The 25,535-nt window shown below is 64.5% G+C and carries 20 protein-coding genes; 7 read left to right on the forward strand and 13 right to left on the reverse strand.

Annotated elements, in window-relative coordinates:
* Positions 1-38: 38 nt before the first annotated feature.
* Positions 39-2,108 carry a prolyl oligopeptidase family serine peptidase gene (locus AC0L2O_RS04505; protein WP_473368844.1) on the reverse strand — a complete coding sequence of 690 codons (2,070 nt, stop codon included), beginning with the start codon at positions 2,106-2,108 and terminating at the stop codon, positions 39-41.
* A gap of 197 nt (positions 2,109-2,305) precedes the next feature.
* Here AC0L2O_RS04505 and AC0L2O_RS04510 point away from each other — a divergent pair, with 197 nt between their 5' ends.
* Both AC0L2O_RS04510 and AC0L2O_RS04515 read left to right on the forward strand, forming a co-directional pair.
* Complete coding sequence (locus AC0L2O_RS04510) at positions 2,306-3,565, forward strand: MFS transporter (protein WP_473368845.1); 1,260 nt, start codon at positions 2,306-2,308, stop codon at positions 3,563-3,565.
* A gap of 223 nt (positions 3,566-3,788) precedes the next feature.
* Positions 3,789-5,024 carry an MFS transporter gene (locus tag AC0L2O_RS04515; RefSeq protein WP_473368962.1) on the forward strand — a complete coding sequence of 412 codons (1,236 nt, stop codon included), beginning with the start codon at positions 3,789-3,791 and terminating at the stop codon, positions 5,022-5,024.
* Positions 5,025-5,156: 132 nt separating this feature from the next.
* Here AC0L2O_RS04515 and AC0L2O_RS04520 read toward each other — a convergent pair whose 3' ends face one another.
* Both AC0L2O_RS04520 and AC0L2O_RS04525 read right to left on the reverse strand, forming a co-directional pair.
* Positions 5,157-5,651: a VOC family protein gene (locus AC0L2O_RS04520; protein WP_369720479.1), complete on the reverse strand. Its 495-nt coding sequence runs from the start codon at positions 5,649-5,651 to the stop codon at positions 5,157-5,159.
* A 110-nt stretch (positions 5,652-5,761) separates the two neighbouring features.
* Positions 5,762-6,307 carry a carboxymuconolactone decarboxylase family protein gene (locus AC0L2O_RS04525; protein WP_473368846.1) on the reverse strand — a complete coding sequence of 182 codons (546 nt, stop codon included), beginning with the start codon at positions 6,305-6,307 and terminating at the stop codon, positions 5,762-5,764.
* Positions 6,308-6,465: 158 nt separating this feature from the next.
* Here AC0L2O_RS04525 and AC0L2O_RS04530 point away from each other — a divergent pair, with 158 nt between their 5' ends.
* Positions 6,466-7,680 carry an acyl-CoA dehydrogenase family protein gene (locus tag AC0L2O_RS04530; protein WP_473368847.1) on the forward strand — a complete coding sequence of 405 codons (1,215 nt, stop codon included), beginning with the start codon at positions 6,466-6,468 and terminating at the stop codon, positions 7,678-7,680.
* 159 nt (positions 7,681-7,839) lie between these two features.
* A complete protein-coding gene (locus tag AC0L2O_RS04535) occupies positions 7,840-8,979 on the forward strand; it encodes an acyl-CoA dehydrogenase family protein (protein WP_473368848.1) in 1,140 nt (379 codons plus the stop codon).
* A gap of 262 nt (positions 8,980-9,241) precedes the next feature.
* On the opposite strand, the gene AC0L2O_RS04540 is transcribed toward AC0L2O_RS04535, so the two are convergent.
* From AC0L2O_RS04540 to AC0L2O_RS04585, 10 genes are all read right to left on the reverse strand, one after another.
* Positions 9,242-10,279 carry an amino acid ABC transporter substrate-binding protein gene (locus AC0L2O_RS04540; RefSeq protein ID WP_473368963.1) on the reverse strand — a complete coding sequence of 346 codons (1,038 nt, stop codon included), beginning with the start codon at positions 10,277-10,279 and terminating at the stop codon, positions 9,242-9,244.
* A gap of 110 nt (positions 10,280-10,389) precedes the next feature.
* The gene (locus tag AC0L2O_RS04545; RefSeq protein WP_473368849.1) at positions 10,390-10,983 is read right to left on the reverse strand and encodes a L,D-transpeptidase; all 594 of its coding nucleotides are present in this window, start codon (positions 10,981-10,983) and stop codon (positions 10,390-10,392) included.
* Between the two features lie 241 nt (positions 10,984-11,224).
* Positions 11,225-12,199: a hypothetical protein gene (locus tag AC0L2O_RS04550; RefSeq protein WP_473368850.1), complete on the reverse strand. Its 975-nt coding sequence runs from the start codon at positions 12,197-12,199 to the stop codon at positions 11,225-11,227.
* 83 nt (positions 12,200-12,282) lie between these two features.
* On the reverse strand, positions 12,283-12,846 hold the full coding sequence (locus AC0L2O_RS04555) for a thioredoxin family protein (RefSeq protein ID WP_473368851.1): 564 nt from the start codon (positions 12,844-12,846) through the stop codon (positions 12,283-12,285).
* Between the two features lie 29 nt (positions 12,847-12,875).
* On the reverse strand, positions 12,876-13,574 hold the full coding sequence (locus tag AC0L2O_RS04560) for a cytochrome c biogenesis CcdA family protein (RefSeq protein ID WP_473368852.1): 699 nt from the start codon (positions 13,572-13,574) through the stop codon (positions 12,876-12,878).
* Positions 13,575-14,061: 487 nt separating this feature from the next.
* On the reverse strand, positions 14,062-14,673 hold the full coding sequence (locus AC0L2O_RS04565; RefSeq protein ID WP_369720488.1) for a sigma-70 family RNA polymerase sigma factor: 612 nt from the start codon (positions 14,671-14,673) through the stop codon (positions 14,062-14,064).
* A gap of 440 nt (positions 14,674-15,113) precedes the next feature.
* Positions 15,114-15,851 (reverse strand): response regulator, encoded by a 738-nt coding sequence (locus AC0L2O_RS04570; protein ID WP_473368853.1) that lies wholly within the window; start codon positions 15,849-15,851, stop codon positions 15,114-15,116.
* 19 nt (positions 15,852-15,870) lie between these two features.
* Positions 15,871-17,616 (reverse strand): ATP-binding response regulator, encoded by a 1,746-nt coding sequence (locus AC0L2O_RS04575; RefSeq protein WP_473368854.1) that lies wholly within the window; start codon positions 17,614-17,616, stop codon positions 15,871-15,873.
* Positions 17,586-19,664 carry a sensor histidine kinase gene (locus AC0L2O_RS04580; RefSeq protein ID WP_473368855.1) on the reverse strand — a complete coding sequence of 693 codons (2,079 nt, stop codon included), beginning with the start codon at positions 19,662-19,664 and terminating at the stop codon, positions 17,586-17,588. Before AC0L2O_RS04580 ends, AC0L2O_RS04575 begins: the two co-directional genes overlap by 31 nt.
* A gap of 6 nt (positions 19,665-19,670) precedes the next feature.
* The gene (locus tag AC0L2O_RS04585; RefSeq protein ID WP_473368856.1) at positions 19,671-20,681 is read right to left on the reverse strand and encodes a TRAP transporter substrate-binding protein; all 1,011 of its coding nucleotides are present in this window, start codon (positions 20,679-20,681) and stop codon (positions 19,671-19,673) included.
* Between the two features lie 142 nt (positions 20,682-20,823).
* Here AC0L2O_RS04585 and ugpB point away from each other — a divergent pair, with 142 nt between their 5' ends.
* The 3 genes from ugpB (at position 20,824) to AC0L2O_RS04600 (ending at position 25,467) form a co-directional block, all read left to right on the forward strand.
* Complete coding sequence (gene ugpB / locus AC0L2O_RS04590; RefSeq protein WP_473368857.1) at positions 20,824-22,212, forward strand: sn-glycerol-3-phosphate ABC transporter substrate-binding protein UgpB; 1,389 nt, start codon at positions 20,824-20,826, stop codon at positions 22,210-22,212.
* Between the two features lie 279 nt (positions 22,213-22,491).
* Positions 22,492-23,451 carry an aminoglycoside phosphotransferase family protein gene (locus tag AC0L2O_RS04595; protein ID WP_473368858.1) on the forward strand — a complete coding sequence of 320 codons (960 nt, stop codon included), beginning with the start codon at positions 22,492-22,494 and terminating at the stop codon, positions 23,449-23,451.
* Positions 23,452-23,844: 393 nt separating this feature from the next.
* On the forward strand, positions 23,845-25,467 hold the full coding sequence (locus AC0L2O_RS04600) for an ABC transporter substrate-binding protein (protein ID WP_473368859.1): 1,623 nt from the start codon (positions 23,845-23,847) through the stop codon (positions 25,465-25,467).
* The last annotated feature ends 68 nt before the right edge of the window (positions 25,468-25,535 follow it).

The raw sequence follows: 25,535 nt of genomic DNA on the forward strand, positions 1-25,535 counted from the left end.
GTAAGCGGCGCCCGCGGCCTGCACTTTTCGAGACGCCGTCACGCCTCGCCATCGCGCCACCCGATCTTGTCCTTCAAAAACTGAAATCCAAGCACCTCGAAGCCGGCGCGTTCCTTGTTGTCCTTGCCGTAGCCGTGGCCGCCTGCTTCCGGCTCGTAGAAATAAGCCTCGTAGCCCATCGCCTGGAGCTTTGCCGCCATCTTGCGCGCGTGGCCGGGATGGACACGGTCGTCGCGCCGCGTGGTGGCGATCAGGATCGGCGGATAGGGCTGTCCGGGCTTTGCATTGTGATAGGCGGAGTAGGTCTTCAGCCAGTCCCACTGCTCGGGCTTGTCGGGATCGCCATATTCCGCGATCCAGCTCGCGCCGGCGAGCAGCCTGGTGTAGCGGCGCATGTCGATCAGCGGGATCGTGCAGAACAGCGCGCCGAAGCGCTCGGGGTAGCGCACCAGCATGTTGGTGATGAGAATGCCGCCGTTCGATCCGCCCTGCGCCGCGATGCGTTTCGCTTTGGTGACGCCGCGGCGCACGAGATCGGCGGCGACCGCCGCGAAATCATCGTGCGACAATGTCTTGCCGGCGAGCCGGCCGGCATCGTGCCAGCGCGTGCCGAACTCGCCGCCGCCGCGCAAATTCGCCTGCACGACGGTGCCGCCGCGCTCCAGCCACAGCTTGCCGAGAGCGGAGTTGTAATAGGGCTTCACCGCGAGTCCGAAGCCGCCATAGGCGGTCATATAAACCGGCGCATCGCCGGTCTCCTCAGCGGGACCGGTCTGCACATAGGGAATGCGCTCGCCGTCGGTCGAAATGGCCTCGTGCTGCGTCACCACGAGGCCATCGGGATTGAACGTCTTCGGCGCCTGTTTCAGCACGGTCGGGCTTTCGACGCCGCGCTCGATCAGCAGCAGCGACGCCGGCGTCAGCGGGTCCTGCACATTGGCAAGCAGATCGCCATTGCTCTCGGATTCGTGGTGATCGAGGCTCCAGACGTCGACCACGCCAATGTCGGGCAGTCCTTGCAGCCGCTGCCGGCTCCAGCCTGCTGCCGACGGCGTGCAGATCTCGAACACCGGCCGCAACTCGTCGAGGATGGACAGCACAAGCCTGCCGCCGCTCCAGGAAAACCCCTGTAACGCCCGCCGCGATCCCGGCTCGAACAACACGGTGAAGTCGCGGCTGCCGGCCAGAAACGCGGAGAGCGAAATGCCGAGCATCGCGTCGGCGGCGTAAGTGTGTCCCGCGACCGACCAGGTCTCGCGCGGCTTGATCGACAGCCAGTCCTGGTGCGTTTGCATCCAGATGTTGCTGGGCAGGTCGAGTTTTGCGATTGCGCCGGCTGTGGTGCCAATCGAGGAGCGAAAATTGAAGAAGTCGGATTGGTCGATGAACCAGATACGCTGTGCCGGCACGGTGTCGTCGACGTAGCTATAAACCCGCATATGGTCGGGCGCCGTCTCGAACACCACTGGCGCCTGGTCGACGCTGCTCCCGCGCCGCCACAGCCGCACGGTCCTCGCGTAGCCCGATGTCGTCGCCATGCCCTCGCCAAGTGCGCTGGAGAGCAGCAACGTGTCGGCATCGACCCAATCGACGCTGCTCTTGGCTTCCGCCAGAAAGAAGCCATCAGTCACGAAGCTCTTCGTCTCGACCTCGAATTCGCGCAACGTGACGGCATCGCTCCCGCCGCGCGACAGGCTCAAAATGACTCGCGGGCTTCGGGGTCGCGCGGCCACGCCGCCAAAGAGCCAGTCCTCGCCCTCGCTCGCGGCGAGTTGGTCGATGTCGAGCAGGATCTCCCAGGACGGTTCAGGCTTGCGAAACTCCGCAAGCGTGGTGCGCCGCCACAGGCCGCGTGGATGGCCGGCGTCCTTCCAGAGGTTATAGAGCCAGCCGCCGCGACGCCGCACATAGGGAATGTTGTCCGGCCGATCGTAGATCGCGGCGAGCGTATCGCGGTCGCGCTCGAATGCTGCGCCACCGAACGCTTGCAGTGTCAGACGATTCTGCCGCTCGACGAAATCCAGCGCCGGTGCGCCTTCGATCTCCTCAAGCCAGAGCCAGGGATCGTCGTCGGGCTTGTCAAGCGTAGGCTTGTCGTCGATGGACATGATCGAAACTCCGAAACGTCGCGGCGGATAGGATTTGATCGAGCGCAAGCCGTCAAGACCGCGGCCCGGTATCATCGGTCCGATTGCGTCAGAGGCATGGCCTGCGCCCATTTGCGCCGGTTGCTCACCCTCCCACGCCTCTCCATAGTGCCGGGAATCAACGAGCCCCTTGAAGGCCCTTTGGGGCGGAAATGCCGATGATCGACCTGACCTCAGCCGACGAAATCGCCGACGACGCCCGCGTGCGCACCAATGTGGTGCGCCTTGCCGCGGCCCAGGCGCTGACCGGCGCCAATTCGGCGGTGATCTTTGCCACCGGCTCGATCGTCGGCGCCACGCTCGCGCCCGACATGTCGTTCGCGACCGTGCCGATCTCGATGTATGTGGTGGGGTTGGCCGCCGGCACGCTGCCGACCGGTGCGATCTCGCGCCGGTTCGGCCGCCGCGTGGCTTTTATCGTCGGCACCGGCTGCGGCGTCCTCACCGGCGTGCTCGGCTCGTTCGCGATCCTGCATGCCTCGTTCGCGCTGTTTTGTGTCGCGACCTTCCTCGGCGGCCTCTACGGCGCCGTCGCGCAGTCCTATCGCTTTGCCGCCGCCGACGGCGCCAGCGCCGCCTACCGGCCGAAGGCGGTGTCGTGGGTGATGGCGGGCGGCGTGTTCGCCGGCGTGCTCGGTCCGCAGCTCGTGCAGTGGACCATGGATGTCTGGTCGCCTTATCTGTTCGCCTTCAGCTTCCTGGTTCAGGCCGCGGTCGCGCTGGTGGCGATGGGCATCGTCGCGGGCGTCGACATGCCGAAGCCTGCGCCCGCGGATCTCCACGGCGGGAGGCCTCTGCTGACGATCGTCCGCCAGCCGCGCTTCATCGCGGCCGCGCTGTGCGGCGTCATTGCCTATCCCATGATGAATCTGGTGATGACGTCGGCGCCGCTCGCCATGAAGATGTGCGGCCTCAGCGTCAGCGATTCCAACTTCGGCATTCAATGGCACATCGTCGCGATGTACGGCCCGAGCTTCTTCACGGGCGCGCTGATCGCCCGTTTCGGCGCACAGAGGATCGTCGCCGCGGGCCTGCTGCTCGAAGCAAGCGCTGCCACGATCGGTCTTTCCGGCATCACCGCGATGCATTTCTGGGCGACGCTGATCGTGCTCGGTGTGGGCTGGAACTTCGCCTTCATCGGCGCCTCCGCGCTGGTGCTGGAGACGCACCGGCCGCAGGAGCGCAACAAGGTGCAGGCCTTCAACGATTTCCTGGTGTTCGGGATGATGGCGATCGGCTCGTTCTCGTCGGGGCAGCTGCTCGCAAATTACGGCTGGTCGGCCGTGAACATGGTGGTGTTCCCGCCGGCGGCGCTCGGCCTTGCGGTGCTCTCGTTCGCCTCCTTTGCCCGCCGCCGCAGGGCCCGGCTGAACGCGGCCATGGGTTCGTCCATGGGTGAGTTCCCGGATGCGATCTAGCGCATGATCCGGAAAAGTGCGTAGGGGTTTTCCGAAAAGATCATGCTCAATAGGTTGGCAGGAGGCTGTCAGCAGGGTTGATAGTTCGATCGCCGTCGAAGTGATTTTCTTGATCGACTAATTAGATGTCGTCATGGCCGGGCTCGTCCCGGCCATCCACGTCTTTGGCGTCGAAGACAGAACGTGGATGCCCGGCACAAGGCCGGGCATGACGGAGTACGCAATGCTCGACAATCCCCGTCACGGCACACCAATCGACGAATCCTCGCTCCGCTACGAAGGCTGGCGCATCGTTGCGGTCTGCTTCCTGCTCGCGACCTTCGGCTGGGGGCTCGGGTTCTACGGCCAGAGCGTCTATGTGGCCGAGCTTCAGCGCGCGCGGGGGTGGCCGGCGTCGCTGATCTCCTCGGGCACGACGTTCTTCTATCTGTTCGGTGCGCTGCTCGTCGTCTTCGTCGGCGAGACCGTCAGGACATATGGCCCGCGGCTCTGCCTGATCGCCGGCACGCTGGCGATGGCGGCCGCCGCGGTCGCGATCGGCGCGGTGCGCGAGCCCTGGCAGCTCTATCTCGCCAACGCGGTGCTCGCCTTCGGCTGGGCCGGCACGAGCCTGGCCATGATCACCAACACCATCAGCCTGTGGTTCGACCAGAAGCGCGGCATGGCGATCAGCCTGGCACTGAACGGCGCCAGCTTCGGCGGCATCGTCGGCGTGCCGCTGCTGGTGAGCTTGATTGGCCATATCGGCTTCGAGAACGCGATGTTGATCGTTGCCGGCGCCATGCTGGTGCTGCTCGTGCCGGTGATCCTGTTGGCGGTCGGCCGTCCGCCCGAACTCCATCGCTGGCAGGCGGCGACGAAGCTGAAGCCGCAATCATCGGCGGAGATCCGTAAAGCTGCACTGCGCGACGTCGGCTTTCTCACGGTGACGATCGCCTTTGCCTTGGTGCTGTTCGCCCAGGTCGGCTTCATTGTGCACCTGATCTCGTTCCTCGATCCCATCATCGGGCGCGAGCGTGCCGCCGTCGCGGTCGCCGTGCTGACGGCGATGGCAGTGATCGGCCGGGTGCTGTTCTCGCTGGTGATCGACCGCCTCAACCAGCGCCTGGCCTCGGCGTTGTCGTTCCTCAGCCAGGCCGCGGCGCTGCTCGTCGTCATCAATTTGCACAATGACTACGTGCTGATCGCGGCCTGCGCAGTGTTCGGCTTCTCGGTCGGCAACCTCATCACGCTGCCGTCGCTGATTGTGCAGCGTGAGTTCGATTCTGCGTCGTTCGGTGTGCTGATCAGCCTCAACACGGCGATCAACCAGGTGACCTATGCGTTCGGCCCGGGCGTCGTCGGCTTCCTGCGCGACATCTCCGGCGGCTACGCGCTGCCATTCTATCTCTGCATTGCGCTGGAAGTGGTGGCGGCGGGATTGATCATGGTGCGGGAGCGCAGCGCGAGGACGTCGTAGAGCCGCGACGGCGCCCCAACACACTCCGCCATTGCGAGGAGCCCTCGCGACGAAGCAATCCAGGCTGTCTCCGCGGACACGATTCTGGATTGCTTCGCTGCGCTCGCAATGACGCGGGGAGACAGCGGAGCCTCACACTTCCCGCTGTCGCAGCAGCTCCTCCACGTCCAGCCGCTTGGTGATCATCGCAAGCTTGCCGTCCGGCCCGAACGGCCACTGCTCCTTCGGCCGGTCCCGATACAGCTCCACGCCGTTCTGGTCCGGATCGCGCAGATACAGCGCTTCGGACACGCCATGGTCGCTGGCGCCGTCCAGCGCAATGCCGGCGGAGAGCACGCGATGCAGCGCGTCCGCGAGCGCAGGGCGGGTCGGATAGAGGATCGCGGTATGATAGAGCCCGGTCGTGCCCGGCGGCGGCGGCGAGCCGCCCTTGCTTTCCCAGGTGTTGAGCCCGATGTGGTGATGATAGCCGCCGGCGGAGATGAAGGCCGCGCCGGAGCCCATCCGCTGCATCAGCTCGAAGCCGAGCACGCCGCAATAGAAGCCGAGCGCACGATCGAGATCGGCGACCTTGAGATGGACGTGACCGATCCTGGTGCCGGGATTCACGGGTGGATTCTGGGACATGTGGCTGCTCCATTGACCAACTCCAGATAGGGCGAACCCCGGGGTGGCGCTACGGGCCAATCCCGAAACCCAGCGTTTCCTGATGCGAAACTGCGCATCGGGTCAGGCCATCAAGCGAGCTCCGAGACCTCACCATCCGGCAGCCCGAACTCGAACGTGTTCAGCGTCATCGACACCAGCGTGTAGTAGCCGCACAGCCCGATCACCTCGACGACGCCGCGCTCGCCGAGCAGCTTTACGGCCTTGTCATATAGTCCTTTCTCGACGCCGTGGCCCTCATGCAGCGACTTCGCCACATCGTAGATCATCCTGGCCACGGGATCGTCGAACTCCGGCGTGCGGCGGTCGCGGATCGCGTCGATGATGTCCGGCTTCAGGCCGCCCGCAAGGGCGAGGCGCTTGTGCGCGTACCATTCGTAATGCGCGGTCCAGTGCCGTGCCGTCACCAGGATCGCAATCTCCGAGAGCTTGGCGGGAAACATTGTGTCGAAGCGCAAGACTTCGCCGAGCCGCGTGGCGTGACGGGCCATCTCCGGGCTGTTGAGCCACGCCATCATCGGCGGCGGCGGCTTGCCGCGCTTGCCGGCAATCGATTCGTCATAGGTCTGCCGCTGGCTCTCGTTCATTTCGCCAGGCGAAAGAAGCTTCAGGCGCATCGTTGTTTCCTCTTTGTTTTCAAGCGTCGCCGCGGCGGAGAGTATAGCCGAATGCCGTCGGGCGTGCGCCGCCGTACGGCATCGAAGAGGTTGAATTCCGCAGTGCGATGGCTCAGAGTCGTGCGCAACAAGTCGATTGTGATGGATGGAAACGACCCATGACTGACCTAAACACCAGCGATTCCGAGACCGCCGATCTCGAAGAATTCCGCAAGCAAACACGTGCCTGGCTCGAGGCCAATTGCCCGCCGGAGATGCGCAAGCCCGCGACATCGGATGCCGACGTGTTCTGGGGCGGGCGCAACGCGAAATTCGCCTCCGAGCCGCAGCGCATCTGGTTCGAACGCATGCGCGACAAGGGCTGGACCGTGCCGGACTGGCCGAAGCAATATGGCGGCGGCGGCCTGAGCGCGGCCGAGCACAAGGTGCTGCGTGCGGAGATGGCAAAGATCGGCGCGCGCCCGCCGCTGTCGAGCTTCGGCATCTGGATGCTCGGGCCGGCGCTGCTCAAATATGGCAACGAGGCGCAGAAGCAGGAGCATCTGCCGAAGATTGCAGCGGGCCTGATCCGCTGGTGCCAAGGCTATTCCGAGCCCAATGCCGGCTCCGATCTCGCTTCGCTCCAGACCCGCGCCGAGAGCGACGGCGACGATTTCGTCATCACGGGGTCGAAGATCTGGACGTCCTACGCCAACTACGCCGACTGGATCTTCTGTCTAGTGCGTACCGATCCAACCGCGAAGAAGCATGACGGCATCAGCTTCATCCTGTTCGACATGACCTCGAAGCGCGTGACGACCAAGCCGATCCTGCTGATCTCGGGGTACTCGCCGTTCTGCGAAACCTTCTTCGACAATGTCCGCGTGCCGAAATCGCACGTGGTCGGCACGATCAATCGCGGCTGGGACGTCGCGAAATATCTGCTGCAGCACGAGCGCGCGATGATCTCGGGCATGGGCGAGCGCGGTGTCGGCCGCCCGCTCGGCCAGATCGCCGCGGACTCCATCGGCACCGATGCGCAAGGCAAGCTCGACGATGCGATGCTGCGCGGCCGGATCGCCAGCTTCGACGTCGACGAAGCCGCACTCGCGGCCTGCGCCGAGCGCGCGGTCGATCTCGCCAAGGCAGGACAGGCGCATCCGGCGTTTTCATCGGCGATGAAATATTACGGCACCGAGCTCAACAAGCGCCGCTACGAGATTTTGATGTCGGCCGGCGGCGTTGATGCGCTGGAATGGGAGAGCGAGCGTTCCAGGCAAGGCGCCCGTCCGCGCGCCTGGCTGCGCACCAAGGCCAACTCGATCGAGGGCGGCACCACCGAGGTCATGCTCGGCATCGTCGCCAAGCGCATTCTCGATCTGCCGGGGGCGTGAGGCACACTCTCACCACACGTCATTCCGGGGCGCGACGGAGTCGCGAACCCGGAATCCATTCGTCCACCAACTCTGCTGCTTGATGGATTCCGGGCCTCCGCCTACGGCGCAGCCCGGAATGACCGAGACAAAATAATTTTCGGAACCGGAAACATCACCATGGCCCTCGTCCTCACCGAAGAACAATCGATGCTCCGCGACAGCGCGCGCGGGCTGATCAGCGACAAGGCGCCGGTGTCGCATCTGCGGCATCTGCGCGACTCGAAGGATCCGACCGGCTTCTCCAGGGAGCTTTGGCATTCCTTCGCCGAGATGGGCTTTGCCGGCCTGCTGGTGCCGGAGGAGTTCGGCGGCAGCGGCCTCGGCTTTGTCGAGGCCGGCGTCGTGATGGAGGAGATCGGCCGCACCTTGATGCCGTCGCCGTTCCTCGCCACCGGCGTGGTCGCGGCCTCGGCGCTGAACCGCGGCGGCAACGCCGCGCAGAAGTCGGAGTACCTGCCAAAGATCTCCAATGGCTCGCTGCTCGCGACCTTGGCGATCGACGAGGGTGCAAAGCATCGTCCGCTGCAGACCAGTTTGCAGGCCGTGCGCGCCGGCAACGGTTTCAAGCTGTCCGGCGCCAAGGCGCTGGTGGTCGACGGTCATGTCGCGGACCTCTTCATCGTCGCCGCGCGCACCGCAGGCTCTGCCGGCGAGCGCGACGGCTTGACGCTGTTCCTGGTCAATCCCAAGGCCAAAGGCGTTGCGATCGAGCGCACCATCATGGTCGACGCGCACAACGCGGCGCGCATCGAGCTCGCCAATGTCGAGGTCAATGCCGACAGCGTGCTCGGCGAGGTCGACCAGGGCGCTGCCTTGCTCGACGGCGTGCTCGACATCGGCCGCGGCGCGGTCGCCTCCGAAATGGTGGGCTTGAGCGAAGAGGTGTTCAACCGCACCGTCGAGTACCTCAAAAGCCGCAAGCAGTTCGGCAAGCTGATCGGCGAATTCCAGGCGCTCCAGCACCGCGCCGCCGAGCTCTATGTCGACATCGAAATCACCCGCGCCGCCGTGATGAAGGCGCTGCAAGCGCTCGATACGGATGTCGCCAAGGCCGCATCAAGCGTCGCAGTGGCAAAAGCCCGCGCCGGCACCACCGCCACGCGCGCGGTGCAGGAAGGCGTGCAGATGCATGGCGGCATGGGCATGACCGACCAGTTCGACATCGGCTTCTTCATGAAGCGCGCGCGGGTGTGCGAGGAGCTGTTTGGCGATGCCAATTACCACACCGAGCAGCTGGCGCGCGCGCGGGGGTATTGAGGCGCGGAGCGTCGTTTAACACGCGGTGTCGTCGCCCGGCTTGACCGGGCGACCCAGTACGCTGCGGCCCCTCGATTGATCACAGCCGGGTCTGGAATACCGGATCGCCCGGTCAAGCCGGGCGATGACAGTTGAGAGGGGGGAAAGCGCCTGCCCCAAGCTCGTCATTACGAGGAGCACTTGCGACGAAGCAATCCAGACTTTGTCCGCGGAAAGACTCTGGATTGCTTCGCTTCGCTCGCAATGACGGCGGAGGGGACTCCTACCGCATCGGCGGTGCGTACTGCACGCCGCCGGCATTCCACAGCTGGTTCATGCCGCGCGGGATCTTCAGCTTCGACTTCTCGCCGATGTTGCGCTCGTACATCTCGCCGTAATTGCCGACGTGGCGGATGACGCGGACGGCCCAGTCCTTGGTGAGGCCGAGCTGCTCGCCGTAATTACCCTCGGTGCCGACCAGCCGCATCACCTCGGGCTTCTTCGACTTCAGGGCCTCGTCGATGTTCTGCGAGGTGACGCCGAGCTCTTCCGCGTTGATCATCGCGTAGAGCGTCCACTTCACGATCATCATCCAGTCGTCGTCGCGCTGGCGCACCACGGGAGCGAGCGGCTCCTTCGAGATCACGTCCGGCAGGATCATGTGGTCGCCGGGCTTGCCGAGGTTGAGCCGCAGCGCATAGAGCTGCGAAACATCGGCGGTGAGCGTGTCGCACTTGCCGGTGTCGTAGGCCTTCACGACGTCTTCCAGCTTGTCGAACTTCAACTCATCATACTTCATGTTGTTGGCGCGAAAATAGTCGGCGAGGTTGAGCGCCGTCGTGGTGCCCGACTGCACGCAGACCTTGCTGTCGGCGAGGTCCAGCGACGTCTCCTTGTTGCGGGAGCGCGGCACCATGAAACCTTCGCCGTCATAATAAGCGACGGCGGGGAAATAGAGATCGTATTCAAGCTCACGCGACATGCTCCAGGTCGAGTTGCGGGAGAGGATGTCGACCTTACGGCTCTGCAATTCCTTGAAGCGCTCGCTGGCGTCGAGCGGCACGAACTTGGCCTTGCCCGGATCGTCGAAGATCGCGGAGGCGACCGCGCGGCAGAAATCGACGTCAAAACCGGTCCAGTTGCCCTTGTCGTCGGGGATCGAGAAACCGGGCAGGCCCTTGTTGACGCCGCACAGCACCTCGCCGCGGCGGACGGTGCGCTTCAAGGTGCGGGTGTCATAGAACTCGTAGGTGATGGCGAAGGCGGCGACCAGCACGGCGACCGCGAGCCCGATCAGCAGGCCGCCTCGAAATGTGCGCATCATGTTGCTCTCTCGAAATAATCGGGAAAAGGAGTTTTGGCGAAGGTGGGACGCATGATCCGGAAAGTGCGAAGCGGCTTTCCGGAACGATCATGCGCGAACGAGTGGCTTTAGAGTTCAGGCTTCTGCCGGATGACCACCTTGGTCCCGACCGGGACGCGATCGTAGAGATCGGCGACATCGTGGTTGACCAGCCGGAAACAGCCCGAGGAGACCTTGGTGCCGATCGTATCGGGGCGGTTGGTGCCGTGGATGCGATAAACAGTGGCGCCGAGATACATGGCGCGGGCGCCGAGCGGGTTGCCGGGGCCTCCGGCCATGAAGCGCGGCAAATAAGGCTGGCGCTGGATCATCTCCGGCGGCGGTGTCCAGTCCGGCCACTCCTTCTTGTTGCTGATGCTCACCAGCCCCTGCCACTGGAAGCCATCGCGGCCGACGCCGATGCCGTAGCGGATCGCACGCCCGCCCGGCTGCACCAGATAGAGGTGGCGCTCCGCGGTCGAGATGATGATGGTGCCCGGCGCTTCGGTCGTGCGGTAGTACACGACCTGCTTCTGCCATTCCGGATCGAGCTCGTAAGCATCGTCGGCGACCAGGCCCGGCTCGTCGCCGCGGTCGGGCTGCTGGGCGAAGGCTTGCGGCGCGGACAGGATCAGGCCCATCGCAGCCAACAACGCCCCGGTCAGGCGACGAAAATCCGTCATTTCAAGCTCTCCCCGCTGCCACAGCGCAAATCGTTAGGATCCATCTGAACTCAGGGGCAGCTTCGTGGCAAGTTGATGGCGCGCCAAATCGTTATGTCACGAGAATGCTTTGGTTTTTTGACGGAGCCGGGCAATGCCACAAACAGGGGATGGCGCGAAAAGCGTAGATTGCCGCCGCGAAATCGGTGCGCTCCCTCCCCCGCGGTGAGATCAACGTTCACCATAGGCTACTGTGTGCCAGCTAAATCCGGTTGCTCTCCGGCGCGATGCCGAGTCGCCGGACGATTTCGGCCGCCACCGCGCGCGCCTCGTTGCGCGAGCCGATGCGGGGGCTGCGAAACCTTTGCCCCGACCGCAATCGGATCACGACGATGCAGTGCTCGTCCTCGGACCGGCCGCGCCGCTCGACCGTGATCGTCTTCACGTCGTGTCCCTCGATATGGTCGGCGCGCGGCTTGCCGTCTCCCGACAGGCGTTCAACGCGAATATCGCGTCGCCGGATGATCCAGAAGGCGCCGGTCGCGAGATTGGCAAACCTGTAAACCGCGAACGCGGCAATCGCGCCGAGCGGCAGCAGCATGAGGTCGATCGGGCCCGGTGACAGGCCACGCCAGAGCCGGTAGGCGTAGGGAACGGCAGACAATGTGGCGACGATCAGCGCAACGATCCGGATGTCCCTTGCGGAAAACGGCTCGACGGGGTCGCCGAGATGCATCTCGGGATTGCTGGCGTCGAGCGGATTGGCCGGCGCCTCGACGTCGGGAACGTCGAATTGCGCGGCGATCCGCGCCACTGTATCGCAGACATGCGTGACGTCGGAAATCGGCGGCGAGGTCAGGCGCTCCCCCGAGGCCAGCGTGAAGGCCAATTGGAAGCGGGCCTTGGCCGCCTTGCTGCCGGCAACCTTCAATCCCCGGATGTCGTCTCTTGCGACGATCCTGGTGCGGAGCTTGCCGAAGGGACGTTGCTGCCCGATCAGGATTTCATCCGGCGTGATGATCCACACCACCGCGGGCGCCAGCATGATCCCGCCGACAAACGCCGCGCCGAGCAGCAGCGCCGCCGCGGAGATGACAACTTCCAGGGCATCGTGCGTGAATAGTCCCGGCGTGAAGCACAGCGCAACGGCCGCCGCAGAGCCGGCTATGACCAGCCGCTGCGCGATCGAGGCGCCTTCACGAAGGCGGATGTCGTTGCTGGCGGTCGTGTCGTCCATTGCGGGCGGCTGATTTTTCGGTTGCGAACCTCCACGGACCGGTCCGTGGAGTCAAGCAACATCGGCGGCCGCCGCATGCGACGTCAGCTGTTGGCGTTCAAGAGCCGCGCCACCGTACGGTCGATCTCGTCATAGCGGCCTTCGCCTGCGTGCTGGAACACGATCTTGCCGTTCTGGTCGATGATGTACTGTGCCGGCCAATACTGGTTGCTGTAGGCATTCCAGGTCTTCGAATCGTTGTCCTGCGCCACCGGATAGGTGATGCCGTGGCGCTTCAGCGCGGCCTGCACATTGGACGCCGAACGCTCGAACGGGAATTCCGGCGTGTGCACGCCGACCACGATTAGGCCCTTGTCCTTGTACTTGGCGTAGAGGTCGGTGACGTGCGGCAGCGTGTTGACGCAGTTGACGCAGCCATAGGTCCAGAAGTCCACCAGCACGACCTTGCCGCGCAGCTCGGCGAGGTTCAGCGGTTTCGAGTTGAACCAGTTATTGATGCCGGTGAAGTCGGGCGCGGTCTGCTGGCTTGCGGCAGCGACGGTGATCGGCGCCGCGCTGGCGACCTCGTCGCAGATGCCGGGAATGACGGCGCCGGTCACGGCAAAGGCCAGCAGCGCGGCGGAGACGGCGAGTAGCTTGGGCGTCATGGAACATTCCTCCGGTGGGTTTGGGATGATCACAGGCCGATCTGACCGGTGGGATAGAATCCGGTGAGCCACGCCACGATCAGCGTGTCGTACTGGAAGTAGGCGGCGGCCGCGAAGGCGATCACGATGACGCCAAAGCCCTGTTGAAGCCTGGGCGAGATGCGCGCGAGGCTGCGCACGCGCGTGGTCGCGGCCTGCCCGCCGTAGGCGATCGCCAGCATCGGAATTGCGGCGCCGATTGCGTAGGCGATCAAGAGCGTGCTCGCCCAGCCGGCGTTGTTCGAGGTCGCCACCAGCGTCAGGATCGAGCCGAGCACCGGGCCGGCGCAGGGCGTCCAGACCAGACCGAGCGTGGTGCCGAGCACGAGGCCGCCGAGCGCGCCCTCGCGTTGCGTGGCGCTGGAATTGCCGAGATCGAGCCAGCCATTGAGCCGGATCGACAGCCATTCGAACGGCGCCGGCCACAGCATCAGCAGGCCGAAGCCGAGCAGCAGGATCGAGGCGGCTTCGCGCAGCACGTTCGGATCGAAATCGAACAGCCGTGTGAGCGCGCCGAGCAGCAGCGCCGTTGCGGAGAACGAGAGCACGAAACCGAGCGCGATCATCGCGGGCCGCAGCCGGCCGGCGTGGCCGATCGAGGCGCCGAGCAGGATCGGCAGCATCGGCAGCGTGCATGGCGCGGCAATGGTGAGGATGCCGGCAAGGACAGCGAAGATCAGGTCAAGCATCGGGCCACTCGTGAAGGGGGTCACGAGGGTTGTTCGGGGTGGGTGCGCGGATTGTTACGAGCGTCACGCCTTCGTGACGGCGGTCGTGCCGCGACCTCGGTGCGCTCCCTCCCCCGCTGGCGGGGGAGGGCAGGGGAGAGGGTGCCTCCGCAATGGGACACTTCCCAAGAGGAAACAGCCCTCACCCGCCGCGCGCGGGACGATGCTTCGCATCGCCCGGGGCGCGTCGGCCTCTCCCGCAAGCGGGAGAGGCGGGAGCCTGCCGCTACGTCTTTGCCCCCAAATACAAAACGACCCGGAGGGGGGCATCCCGTCCGGGTCGTTGGAGGTCTTGGGAGGTTTAAGCGAAACCGTATGTGAGCTTTATAGGGATGAAGTTTTTCCGCCTGATGTTGTGTTTTGTTTCAATTGTTTCGTCGGCGGTAACTCTTTTGTGTCCGCTGATGGGGCCCGAAATCCGGTCCTATCTCCTTGAAATCTTTGTGTTTCAGGCGGCGAAGCGTTCGACGCCACAGCTCTTAAGCAACTCGGCCAGTTGCTTGCGGGCGTAGAACATCCGGGTCTTCACCGTGCTCTGGGGGATGCCGATGATCTGCCCGACCTCCTCCACCGACTTCTCATGATAGTAGACGAGGGTGATGATCTCGCGATGCGCGGGCGACAGTTTTGCCACGCAGGCGCGCAGGATGGCGCTGGTGTCGCTGCGGTCGAGCGAGGTCTCCGGCGTCTCCGCGCCATCGGGAATCTGGCGCACGTCTTCCTGGTCGATGTCCTCGAAGCGGCGCTGGCGCATTGCGGTGAGCGCCTTGAAGCGGGCAATCGACAGCAGCCAGGTCGAGACCTGCGAGCGGCCCTGGAATTGGCCGGCGGTCCGCCACACGTCGAGAAACACCTGGCTAACCAGGTCTTCGGCCGCGGTCGCGTCACGCACGATGCGCAGGATGAAGCGGTAGACGCGCACATTGTGACGGCAATAAAGAATGTGCATCGACGTCCGGTTGCCGTCGGCAATGCTTTCGAGAAGCATGTCGTCCGAGGTCGCCTGAGCGGCAATGATGCTCTGGCTGGCTTGGGCGTTGATGGCGATGACGTTCGGCATTGACTTGGCTCCCCGTAGCGCCGCAACCGAGCGGCGTTTCCTTGGACCAAAGTGTTAATGAGCCAACGTTTCGGGACGTCTGCACCAAAAGCGGAAAATGGTTTCGTGCGCCGTCAAATTGTTTCGTCGGAGACGGGCCGACGAAACATCCGGGGTAAAAAAGCGTGGAATTTCAACGTACGGGAAATACGGGGCGGGCGGTTTTGCGGGTGAGGAACGAAGTTGGGGTGTTTGTGTTCGCCGCCGCACTAATCCCGACGTCGTCCCGGCGAAGGCCGGGACCCATAACCACAGCGAGACGTTTTGCGAAGACCGGTCGTGAAGAGGCTTTCCCCGGTACTACCATGTGCAATTCACCGATAGATCACGCGATATGGATCCCGGCCTTCGCCGGGACGACGGCGGAATTTGCCGCGCGCGCCCTACGTCCTCTCTCTCCCCTACGCCTTCTCACCGGCCGGCGAGAACAGGTAGCCGCCGCCGCGGATGGTGCGGATCACGGCGGGTTTGGTCGGGTCGGGCTCGATCTTGCGGCGGATGCGCATGATGCGCAGGTCGACGGCGCGGTCGAAGGCTTCGGCGTCGCGCGCATTGGCCAATTCCAGCAGGCGCTCGCGCGATAGCACGCGCTTCGGATTGGCCGCGAACACTTTCAACAGCCCGAACTCGGACGCGGTCAGCGGATGCTCGTTGCCTTCGTCGTCGCGCAGCGCTTGCGCTTCGAGATCGAGCCATTTTGTCCCAAAGCGTACCAATTGATCCTTGTCGGATTTCGCAGGCGCCGCTTCGGATGCGGCGAGCTTGAGCGGCGTGCTCCGTCGCAGCACCGAGCGAATGCGCGCCATCAGTTCGCGCAGCTCGCACGGCTTTGCCACGTAGTCGTCGGCGCCGAGCTCGAGCCCGACCACGCGGTCGATCGGGCTTGCGGTGGCCGTGAGCATGATCACGGGGACGTTGATGCGGCTCTTGAGGTCGCGGATGATCGAGAGGCCGTCTTCCTCGGGCATGTTGAGGTCGAGCACGACGAGATCTGGCATGCGGCCGTCGATCGCGGCGCGCAAGCTCTTTCCGCCGTCGCACAGCGTCACGGTGAAGCCGTGCATCTTGAGGTAATCGCCGACCATCTCCCGGGCCGGGGCCTCGTCGTCGACGATCATGATGTGCTGGCTTTGGGTCATGGGGTCATAGCATTTCGGCTCAGTGCATTTCAGTCGCGGGAAGCGTGATGGTGAAGGTCGATCCCTTGCCGGGTCCGCCGCTCTCGGCGGTCACCTCGCCGCCATGCATGTCGATAATACGCTTGACGATGGACAACCCAAGCCCCGTCGAGCTCTCGCCGGCGGTCGGTTTTGCCGACAATCGCTGGAATCGGCCGAACAGGCGGCCGAGATCCTCCGGCGACAGCCCGGCGCCTTCGTCGGTGACGCGGATGACGGTGTCGTTGGCCTCATGGGTCACCGCGACAATGATCTTGCCGGCCATTGGTGAGTATTTGATGGCGTTGCTGATGAGGTTGTCGATCGCCTCGCGGATGCGGTCGGTGTCGCACATGGTGACGATGTTGGACGGCGCGGTGACGCTGATCGTCTGCTGCTTGTTGACGGCGAGCGGCTGGTTGGCCTCGGCGACCTCCTTTACCAGGGCCGCGACGTCGACCGGCTCGCGGCGAATGGTGATGTCGAAGGCATCCGCCATCGCGTCCGAGATCAGGTGATCGACCATGGTGGTCAGGCGCTTGGTCGCATCGCGGATGTGATCGACCTGGGCGCTCACGCCGCTCGCGGACGCGCCGGTCGAGATCAGCTCCTTCAGCATCTCGGTGCGGCCGAGGATGACGCCGAGCGGGTTCTTGAGGTCGTGGGCGACCGTGCCCAAGATCTCGTTCTTGAAGCCATTGGCGCGCTGCAGCCGCAGCCATTGCGCCGAGAGGCGGCGGTTGGCCTGCATCAGCGCGCGGGTGCGTTGGGCGACGCGGTCTTCCAGCTGCGTATTGGCGTCCTGGAGCTGCTGATAGAGGATGACGTTGTCGAATGCGATCGAGAGCCGGCTGGAGAAGATCTCGACCAGCGAACGGTCGGTCCCGGACAGCTCGCGTTCGGCCTGGAGCAGCACCACGACCTCGCGGCCGCTACCGGTGCGCAAATAGATCACGCTGCGGTGGTCGGCGAATTCATTCTTGCGGCCCTGGAACGCCGCTTCCACCATCGCGCGCAGATCGGGGTCGAGCGCCTTCGACGACGTCGTGCCGATGAAGCGGCTGTAGCAGCCGCTGCCCGCAAGCACCGACAGCTCGGGATCGACCCCGCCATTGTCGCGCAGAACCAGGATGCCGGCGCAGTCGACATTGAGCAGCGAGGCGAGCTGGGTCAGCACGCCCTCGGCGAGCCGCTGCATCGACTTGAAGTCGTACAGCGTCGAGGCGGCGTCGATGATGATCTCGAGCCCGCGCCGGGTCTGCACCATGCGTTCGAGCTGCTGGTAGGAGCGCAGCGCCGCGGTGAGCGAGGTGAACAGCTTGTCGGCGGTGAGCTCGGTCTTGGCCTTGTAGTCGTTGATGTCGTACTGCACGATGACGCGGCGCTCGGGCGCCTGGCCGGGCTGTCCGGTGCGCAGGATGATGCGCACGGTCTCGTTCTTGAGCTCGTTGCGGATGAACTCGACCAGCTCGAGCCCCGCGACATCCGTCTCCATGATGACGTCGAGCAGCACCGCGGCGATGTCGCCGTGTGCGGCCATCAGCTTGCGACCTTCGGCCGCGGAATGCGCCGAGAGGATTTCCAGGCCCTGGCCGTTGAGGGAATAGTCCGAGAGCGCAAAACGCGTGCCGTCATGCACGGCGGGATCGTCGTCGATGACGGCGATCTTCCACTTCCTCGTCTCCGTATCCTCCGGCGCGGTCCCGGTATCGTCGATCAGGTGGAGGACATCGTCCTGTTCGGCCATTGAGAAGTCCCGTCAGTCTCTGTGCTTTGCGTGGCGCCCTTGGCGACCCGGGGCATGATAATGCGAAAAGTAGTGCCTTGTCCCAGCTTGGATTCCAGCATCATCCGGCCGCCGAGCTGCTGGGTGACGAGGTTATAGACGATATGCAGGCCGAGTCCCGTGCCGCCTTCATTGCGCCGGGTGGTAAAGAAGGGGTCAAAGGCCTGGCGCTGCACGTCGGGGGTCATGCCGGCGCCGTCGTCGGCGAAGATGATCTCGATGTCGTCGGTCCCGCGCGGTCGCGCCGAGATCGTGATGGTGCCGGCCCGCCCGTCGGCAAAGGCGTGGTTGGCGGCATTGAGGAACAGATTGGTCAGGATCTGGCCATAGGAGCCGGGATAGCCGTCCAGCAGCAGCCCCTCGGGCACGTCGACCTGGAGCGTGGTCGGCGAGCGCTTCAGCACGGGCCTGAGGCTCGCGATGATCTGGTCGGTGGCTTCGCTCAACGAGAATTGCCGGCGCTCGGCATGGGAGCGGTCGACCGCGACCTGCTTGAACGACTGGATCAACTCGCCGGCGCGCGTGAGATTGGCGACGAGCTGCTGCGAGGCGTCGCGCGACGACTGCACGAATTCCTCCAGCTGCGAGCGGCGCAGCCCGCCATCGCCCTTGAGCTGGGCCTCGAACATTTCGCTGCGCCGGGCCAAACTCGAGGCCACGGTCAGGCTGATGCCGATGGGGTTGTTGACCTCGTGGGCGACGCCGGCAACGAGGCCGCCCAGCGCCGCCAGCCGTTCGGCGTCGATCAGATTCTGCTGCGCGGCATTGAGCTCAAGCAGCGCGCTCTCGGCCTTCTCCTTGGATTCGCGCAGCTCGTCCTCGGTCTGGCGCTTGGCGATGGCGTTCTCGCGGAACACCTCGACCGCGCGGGCCATGGCGCCGACCTCGTCGCGGGCGCCGGTGCCCTGCACCGCGCGGCCGAGATCGCCGAGCGTGATCGCGCGCATCGCCGCCATGATCTGCTGCAGCGGCAGCCGGATCGACAGCGCGATCAGCACGCCGGCGGACAGGATGATGCCGAGGAAGATCACGGCGATCGACAGCACCCGCCGCGAAATGTCCGCCAGCGTGCGGTCGAAGGTTGCCTGCGCCTTTTGCTCGCGCTGGCGCATCTTGGTCGAGAGGTCGTCGATGGCGCCGATCGCCTCGGCCTGACTGGCGTCGATGGTGTTGCGCAGCAAGTCGGTGCGGCTGGTCAATTGCTCGGAGAGTTTTGCAAAGCCCTCGCGCAGCGCCGTGGTGCGGGTCGCGAGCTTTTGCAGCGCCATGCGCTGGAGGTCGTTGTCGGCGAGATCGATCATCACCGGGATGGTTTTCTCGATGGTCTCGGTGTTGCGGCGCGCGTCGTCGGCGGCACCCGGCGACAGCGACAGATAGTAGGAATTGGCCGCGACCAGCATCGCCGTGAAGGCCTCGCGGGACTTGCCGAGCGAGGGCCAGATCAAGGCGTCGCGATGGCCGGTGGCGCCCTCGATGATGGAGTAGAGCCCCGCCATGTCCCTGGCCGGGCCCTGCACCTGCTCCTCATAGGTCTTGGCGATGGTCGCCTGCACGGCGCGCAGCTCGCCAAAACCGTTGAGGAAGCGGTCGGTGGTGCGCTCCAGCTCCTCGACCGAGCCCGCCAGCATCGGGTCCTTGGCGGCGCGATCGGTCAGCGTGCCCAGCACCGCCTCGCGCAGCAACAGGATTTCGGCGAACAGGTCCGGACTCGGCTGGTTGATATAACGGTGGATCAGGTTCTGGAGGCGCCCGGTCTCGCTTTCGAGCAGCGCCAGGATCCGGTCGGATTCGCGCACCTGGCGCACGTCGTCCCAGGCCGAGCCCAGCACCTGCGCGCCGTTCCAGATCATCGCCACCAGCACGATCACCACGGCGGAGTTCAGCGCCGCGATCGACAGGATGCGCCAGCGGATCGGCACTGCCCGCAGCAGGCCGACCAGACGCGCGCGCAGCCGCCCGATCGGGCCGGGCGGCCTGTCTGCGAGCTCGCTGTGTCCGGGCGCAGCCAAAAAACCTCACTCCACCTTGCGAATGCGTTCGATCAGCGCGGCCGCGGCGGGATCGCGCCCGGCCTTGGCGTAGATTGACGCCATCGCGTCCTCGAACGGCTTGCGGTCGATATCCCTGACGATGGTGACGCCTGCGGCCTGCGCCTTGCGCTGCGACTGCTCCTCGAGGTCGCGCCATTTCTCGCGCATGAAATTGCCGGAGCGCGCCGCGGCCTCCCTGAAGATCTGCTGGTCCTCAGCCGACAGGCTGCGCCAGGCCTTGAGCGAGATCACCAGCACCTCCGGGCTCATCGTGTGCTCAGTCAGCGTCAGGTAGCCGGCATATTTGTAATGGTCCGTGGTCACGAAGGAGGGCCAGTTGTTCTCCGCGCCGTCGATCAGATGGGTCGCAAGGCCCGTGAGCACCTGGCCGTAGGGCAGCTCGACCGGCTCGGCGCCGAGCGAGCGGATCATCTCGCTCATCAGCTCCGATTGCTGCACCCGGATCCGCAGACCCTTGAGGTCGGCGATGCTCTTCACCGGGCGGACCCCGTTATAGATCGAGCGCGCCCCGGAATCGTAGAAGGCGAGCCCGACGAAGCCGTAGGGCTCGAAGCTGTTCAGGATCTCGCTGCCGATCGGCCCGTCCAGCACCTTCTGCATGTGCTCGATGGACCGGAACAGGAACGGCATGGCCAGCACGTTCATGGCCGGAACGAAATTGCCGATCAGCGCCACGTTGGTCCGGTTGAGGTCGATGGCGCCGGCCCGGGTCTGCTCGATCGTCTCCTTCTCCTCGCCGAGCTGGCGGGAGTGAAACACCTTGATCTCGTGGCGGCCGGCGGTGCGCTCGGCGATCACGGCGCCCATGTAGCGCAGCGCCTGCACGGTGGGGTAATCCTCGGTCTGGGTGTCGGCAGCGCGGAACTCGCGCGCAATCGCGCCCGTCGCGCACATGCCCATCGAGACTGCTGCGAACAAAAGCGCGACGAACACCATCCCGGTCCGCGAGAATTCGGCACGGTTCAACACTGGCACACTCAACCCCTTGGTGATGGAGTCTAGGGCGGAAGGAAAAGGTTCAATCCAATCTAGCAGATGGTAAAGGGAAGGCCATCCCGGTCCGCCGGCAGCGCGATTGTGCGGCGCGGCCACGGCTCATTCCCGGTTGAAACCGCGAATGCCGCGCCTTAAGCAGGATCGGTCGCCTTTTGCCGCGCGAGAGGGAAGAGCCAAATTGATTTCAGCATTGCGCCTTTTGCAGATCGCCGCCCTCTCTTTCTTGGCCCTCTCCTTGGCGCCGCTCGCGCCGGCGCGCGCTACCGACATCGCGCTGTGGCACGCCATGTCCGGCGAACTTGGCAAGCAGCTTGAAAATCTCACCTCCGACTTCAACGCCTCGCAGCCGGATTACCGTATCGTACCAACTTACAAGGGCAGCTACACCGAGACGGTGACGGCGGCGATCTTCGCTTTCCGCTCGCGCAGCCAGCCCGCGATCGTCCAGGTCAACGAGGTCGCCACCGCCACCATGACCGCGGCCAAGGGCGCGATCTATCCCGTCTACAGCATGATGCGCGACATGGGCGAGCCGTTCTCGCTCAGCGATTATCTTCCCGCCGTCTCCGGCTACTACACCGACGCAGCCGGCAATCTGTTGTCGTTCCCGTTCAATTCGTCGACACCGATCCTGTATTACAACAAGACCATGTTCCGCGACGCGGGCCTCGATCCGGAGACGCCGCCGAAGACCTGGCCCGAGCTCGGCGCCGCCGCAAAGCGCCTGCGCGATCACGGTGCGGTCTGCGGCTTCACCACCTCGTGGCCGTCCTGGATCCATGTCGAGAATTTTTCGGCGTTTCACAATCTGCCGCTGGCCACGCGCGCGAATGGCTTTGCCGGCCTCGATGCACAACTGACCATCAACAATCCGGTCGTGGTCAAGCACGTCGCCCAGCTCGCCGAATGGCAAAAGACGAAACTGTTCGACTATAGCGGCCGCGGCCAGGCGGCCGAGCCGCGCTTCCAGAACGGCGAATGCGGCATCTTCATCGGCTCGTCGGCGACGCGTGCCGACATCAAGGCGAATTCGAAATTCGAGATCGGCTACGGCATGATGCCGTACTGGCCGGACGTGAAGGACGCGCCGCAGAACTCGATCATCGGCGGCGCCACGCTGTGGGTGCTGCGCGACCGGCCCCGTGAGGAATACAAGGGCGTGGCCCGGTTCTTCGCCTATCTGTCGCAGCCCGGCGTGCAGGCCGCCTGGCACCAGAACACCGGCTACCTGCCGGTCACCCGCGCCGCTTTCGAGCTGACGCGGGCGCAGGGCTTTTACGAGCGCAACCCGGGCTCCGCGATCTCGTTCGAGGAGATCACGCTGCATCCGCCGACGGAGAATTCCAAGGGCATCCGGCTCGGCTCCTTCATCTTGATCCGCGGCGTGATCGAGGACGAGCTGGAGCAAGCCTTTGCCGGCCAGAAGGGCGCGCAAGCCGCGCTGGAGTCCGCCGTCGAACGCGGCAACAAGCTCCTGCGCCAATTCGAGCGCGCCAGCCCGGAGCGGTAGCGATTTTGCCATTGGATTCCGCTATTGCCGCCGACGAGGTGCGCTCCCTCCCCCGCCTGCGGGGGAGGCATAGGCGGCCTACGGCCGCCGTTCTTAAAAAGGACGCCGATGCGAAGCATCGGCTATGGGAGAGGGTTGTCTCCGCAATGGGACACTCCCCCAGAGGAGAAAACCCTCACCCGACGCTACGCGTCGACCTCTCCCGCAAGCGGGAGAGGTGCAGCGCGTCCTGGGCTCGCATCGAGATCAACGAAAACGCTCCGGGGTGAGCGGGCAACGATGACCAATGTTATGTCGCAACAACTGCCGACATTCACCGACTCAAAAACCTTCCGCGCCTTTCGCTCCGATCCGGCGCGATGGCTGCCGATCGCGCTCGACATCGCCCGCAGCCACGGCCTCGACGCCGGTTCGCCGCAGGTGTTTTCGACCGGCACCAACGTCGTCGCAGGCCTCGATGATAAGCTGATCGTGAAACTCTTCCCGCCGTTGTTGCGCGCCCAGTTCGTCTCCGAGCGCGGCTCGCTGACACAGCTTGCCGGTCGCCTCCACCTGCCGATTCCCGAGATCGTTGCCGAAGGCGAGCGCGACGGCTGGCCTTATCTGATCATCACGCGCCTCGCCGGCACGCTCGGCTCGGAGATCTGGCCGCAGCTCGCGGAAGCACAGAAGGAGCGCGTGCTGCGCCAGATCGGCGCGACCATCGCCGCCGTGCAGCGCGCACCGCTCGGCCCGCTGGCGCAGCTCGAGCCGCGCTGGGATGCGTTCACGCGCGCGCAGATGCAGGGCTGCCGCGACAGGCACGAACGGCTCGGTCTTGCGCCGAAATTCCTCGCCGGCCTCGACGATCTCCTGCGCGATGCCGCTGAGCTCATTCCCATGGACGCGCCGCCGGTGATTCTGATCGGCGAATACATTCCAGAAAATTTTTTGCTGGCCTGCGACGACGGCGACTGGTCGCTCGCCGGCCTGTTCGACTTCGGCGACGTCAAGGCGGGATGGCGCGACTACGATCTGCTTGGCCCCAGCGCCTTCATGGCGGCGGGACGGCCCGGCCGCGTGCGCAGCCTGCTCGAAGGCTTCGGCTATGCGACGCCGGACTACGCACTCAAGCGGCGGCTAATGGCCCTGATGCTGCTGCACCAGGCCAGCGACCTCAACAGCCATATCTGCATCGAGGGCTGGCAGCAGATGGCGAATGATCTGGTCGAGCTCCAGGAGCTGATCTGGGCGGAGTAATTCACCGCTGCCGACCTCATCAACGCCGTCGTCCTGGACAAGCGAAGCGCAGATCCAGGACCCATTACCCCCGGAGGGGTTTTGCGAAGACTCGTGGTTGCCAGCTTGGCGCCGCAACTTCTTCCTGGGGTAATGGGTCCTGGCTTTCGCCAGGACGAAGGCGGTTCAATAAGCCGCCTGCCAAACAAGCGAAGCTCAATTCAGCTTATTTTATAAGCAAATGCGCATCTTTGTATGCAACGCCCCAAAGCTTGGCCTTTGATCGACGGTCCGATCAATAGCTGTTTCATGTAAATATATCAGCGGCTTATGCTGGTTCAAACCCTCATTATGCCTTGGCATGAACCTTGCGAATCCAGTTCCAACCAGAAACTTTTGCGTTGGAGCATTTTCATGAAGCGCCGCGATTTTCTGAAATCCGCCACCGGATTGGCCGCTGGCGCGGCGCTTCCGGCGATGCCCGCCGTGATCTCTTCGGCCAAGGCCGATGCACGCTCGGAGACGCTGCTGATCGTGTCCGAGGGCGGCCCCAACAATCTCGACATCCACGGTGTCGGCACCAACGTGCCCGGCTATGAGGTGTCCTGGAATTGCTACGACCGGCTGATCAGCCACGAGATGAAGAGCGGCCCCGGCGGCGTACCCTATTACGACCGCGACAAGTTCAAGGGTGAGCTCGCCGACGACATGAAGATCGACGACATGTCGGTCACCTTCAAGCTGAAGAAGAACGCCAAGTTCCACGACGGCGCGCCGGTCACCGCCAAGGACGTGAAGTGGTCGCTCGACCGCGCCGTCACCGTCGGCGGCTTCCCGACCTTCCAGATGAGCGCGGGCTCGCTGACCAAGCCCGAGCAGTTCGTCGTGATCGACGACAACACCGTGCGGGTCGATTTCGCGAAGAAAGATCGGCTGACGATTCCCGATCTCGCCGTGATCGTGCCCTGCGTCATCAATTCCGAGCTCGTGAAGAAGAACGCCAGCGAGAAGGATCCCTGGGGCCTCGAATACACCAAGCAGCAGACCGCCGGCTCCGGCGCCTACAAGGTGACGAAGTGGACCGCGGGCACCGAAGTCGTGATGGAGCGCAACGAGGATTGGGTTGGTGGCCCCCTGCCGAAGATCAAGCGCGTGATCTGGCGCATGGTGCCGCAGGCCGGCAACCGCCGCGCGCTGCTGGAGCGCGGCGACGCCGACATCTCCTACGAACTGCCGTTCAAGGATTTTCAGGAGATGAAGGCGAGCGGCAAGATTAACGTGGTGTCGCTGCCGTTCTCCAACGGCATCCAGTATATCGGCATGAACGTGACCAAGCCGCCGTTCGACAATCTGAAGGTGCGGCAGGCCATCGCCTATGCGCTGCCCTACCAGAAGATCATGGACGCGGTGCTGTTCGGTCTAGCCAATCCGATGTTCGGCGCAGCTGCGGACAAGCCGACCGAGGTCGCCTGGCCGCAGCCGCACAAGTACAACACCGACATGGCGAAGGCGAAGGCGCTGCTCGCCGAGGCCGGTTACGCCAACGGCTTTGAGACGACGATTTCGTTCGACCTCAATTTTGCCGGCGTCAACGAGCCGCTCTGCGTGCTGGTGCAGGAATCACTCGCGCAGCTCGGCATCAAGACCACCATCAACAAGGTGCCCGGCGCCAACTGGCGCACCGAGTTGAACAAGAAGGAGATGCCGCTCTTCACCAACGTGTTCTCGGGCTGGCTCGATTACCCCGAATACTTCTTCTACTGGTGCTATCACGGCAACAATTCCGTCTTCAATACCATGAGCTACAAGTCGGCGGCGATGGACAAGCTGATCGATGGCGCGCGCACCGCCGCCGCGACCGGCGACATGGCGACCTACGACACCGACGTGAAGGGCTTCGTCGATCTCGCCTACAGCGACATCCCTCGCATCCCGCTGTACCAGCCCTTCGTCAACGTCGCGATGCAGAAGAACATCAGCGGATACGAATACTGGTTCCACCGCCGCCTGGATTATCGCGCGATGGCGAAGGGGTGAGGGGGCATGCTGATCGTCGGCGACGCGTCGGCATCTTCCGGCTTCCGGGTATCGAGTGAGGTGGGCGC

Source organism: Bradyrhizobium sp. Kon10 (assembly GCF_055807395.1).